Raw genomic sequence first — 690 nt, forward strand, 5'->3', positions numbered from 1 at the left:
TTCTACATGAAGCATAAGGCAGAAGAGCGGAAAGAGCGCCACGCCGAACACATACGAGCCTCCGAGCGGCGCCACCTCTCGGAGGCTTCGCGTGTTCGAGCAGCGAGCGTCGCCGGCAAGTGGATACGCCGAGGATTGGTCGCCGCCATTGTCTTCGCCGTAATCCTCGCCCCGTTCATCGTTACCGTTTTCACGGATGCCGCTACGGTCCTTCAGTACACTGAGCAAACAGGCGGCAAGCTCTTCGGATTGTTTGGCCCAGCCAAGGAAGCCGTTCGCTTCGAGTCCGTCGACGGTTTGCTTGTAACCCCAGAAACGCGCCAAGCATTGCTCGCCGTGGTTGCTTTCTACTTTGGGCAAGGAGCTGCCAAGTGAAACGCATACTCCTCAGTTTGCTTGAAGACCGAGTCGCCCTGATCGGCTCCGCCGGAACCGCTTGGACAGTCGCACTCAAGCACATCCACACGACTGTGGGCATCCTCGTTGGTCTGCTCACAGTTGTTTACCTGACGATCAAAATTCGCCAGGAACTAAATCGCAAAAACGACGACTGAGCCGCCTGTACTGAGCTAAGTCGAAGTACCCGCCAATCGCGGGGAGGGGGGTAGGGGGGAGGGGCATCCGAAGGAATCGCGAAGCCGTCAATCTGACGGGATAGAACCGAAGGGGCGAAACCTAGGGTTGGCGACT

Annotated in this window: 2 protein-coding genes; both read left to right on the top strand. The window is 58.0% G+C overall.

Features of this window, described 5'->3' with window-relative positions; genetic code table 11:
* On the top strand, positions 1 to 375 hold a 375-nt coding region (locus tag JIN87_RS27990), incomplete at its 5' end, for a hypothetical protein (protein ID WP_200360056.1).
* Positions 372 to 554: a hypothetical protein gene (locus tag JIN87_RS27995; protein ID WP_200360058.1), complete on the top strand. Its 183-nt coding sequence runs from the start codon at positions 372 to 374 to the stop codon at positions 552 to 554. The genes JIN87_RS27990 and JIN87_RS27995, both read left to right, overlap by 4 nt.
* Positions 555 to 690 lie beyond the last annotated feature (136 nt).

This window comes from Pelagicoccus mobilis, from assembly GCF_016595505.1.
In the GTDB taxonomy this organism is placed as follows: Bacteria; Verrucomicrobiota; Verrucomicrobiia; order Opitutales; family Opitutaceae; genus Pelagicoccus; species Pelagicoccus mobilis.